Here is a 1,596-nt window from a genome sequence, read left to right as displayed (position 1 = left end):
CTGTGTGTGATACAGCAATCACTCCGATAGATGCTACGCCAAGTATCGTGGTGACTAAGACCGAGACTACAGGATTGGATGCTTCATCAGATGGACAAGTTTTAACCTATGAGATCACTGTTGAGAATAATGGTAATACAAGTTTGACCAATGTAAATGTAGTTGACACCTTACCAGATGCTACGACTGCTACTGTGACATTTGTTTCAGGAGATACAGATGGTGACGGAGTTCTTGACTTAGGTGAAACATGGGTATATTCAGCGAGTTATACCGTGACTCAGGCAGATATAGATGCTGGTATGGACTTGGTAAATGAAGCCTGTGTAACGACAGATCAAATAGGAACACCTGTATGTGATACAGCCATTACACCAATTGATGCTACACCAAGTATTGCAGTGGTCAAAACACAGACTACAGGACCAAATCCAGTAACTGCGTCGGGTCAAACATTAGGCTATACCATTACGGTAGAGAATACAGGAAATGTAACTATTACCAATGTGAATGCGGTAGATACGCTTCCTGATGGTACGACTGGTACATTAGTATTTGCAGGTGGAGATACCGATGGAGACAACGCATTAGATGTCGATGAGACGTGGACTTATACCATCAATTACATCACTACTCAGGCAGATGTAGATGCAGGAGCAGACTTGGTGAACACAGCCAGTGTCACAGCAGATCAGATTATAGATCCTGTTGAAGATACAGCGGTTACTCCGGTAGATCAAAACCCACAGTTAACTTTAGTCAAAATAGTAGATTCGGCAGGAGATGAAGTGGGTGAGGATGTGGTATACGAAATCACGGTTACCAACACGGGGAATGTTACGATTGATAATATCGTGATTGACGATGTAGATGTTACGCTTATTAGCGGAGACTTTAATGTTGGAACATTAGCTCCAGGAGAGTTTGCTACTATTACAGTAGCACAAACGATTACGCAAGACGATATCAACGCCGGATTTATACAGAATTCTGCTACAGTGGAAGGTGATGCACCAAATGATGACCCTGTAACAGATGTTTCAGATTCAGGTGATGAAACTGTTGAAACTCCGGATGGAAATGGAAATACAGATGGCGACCCAACCAATGACCCGACTGTTCAGGACATTCCGCAGAACCCAGTCTTGACCTTAACGAAACTCCTAACTACTTCAGACGTTGACCTTGGGGATCAGGTAATCTATGAGATTACGGTTGAAAACACCGGTAATGTGACAATAGATAATATTGTGATTAGTGATGCAGACGTTACACTAATTAGTGGAGACTTCAATGTTGGAACATTAAATCCGGGCGAAAGTGCTACTATTACAGTATCTCAAACGATCAACCAGGCAGATATTGACGCAGGATTTATTCAGAATTCTGCTACAGTTGAAGGAGATGCACCTAACGGTGATCCTGTGACAGATGTTTCAGATGCAGGAGATGAGACGGTTGAGACTCCAGATGGAAACGGAAATACCGATGGCGATCCAACCAATGACCCTACTGTACTTGACATTCCGCAGACAGCAACCATCGTATTAACTAAGGATAGTGAATTTATAGATGGAAATGGAAATGGAATCCCTG

1 protein-coding gene is annotated in these 1,596 nt (G+C 42.7%); it reads left to right on the top strand.

Going from position 1 to position 1,596, the window contains the following annotated elements:
• Positions 1 to 1,596, top strand: a 1,596-nt coding sequence (locus ABD000_RS04590) for a DUF7507 domain-containing protein (RefSeq protein WP_343764442.1), incomplete at both ends; no start/stop codon positions are given.

This window comes from Gangjinia marincola (assembly GCF_039523415.1).
Classification (GTDB): Bacteria; Bacteroidota; Bacteroidia; order Flavobacteriales; family Flavobacteriaceae; genus Gangjinia; species Gangjinia marincola.
Note: the sequence above shows the minus strand (reverse complement) of the source record. Positions and strands in the feature narration are given on the sequence as shown.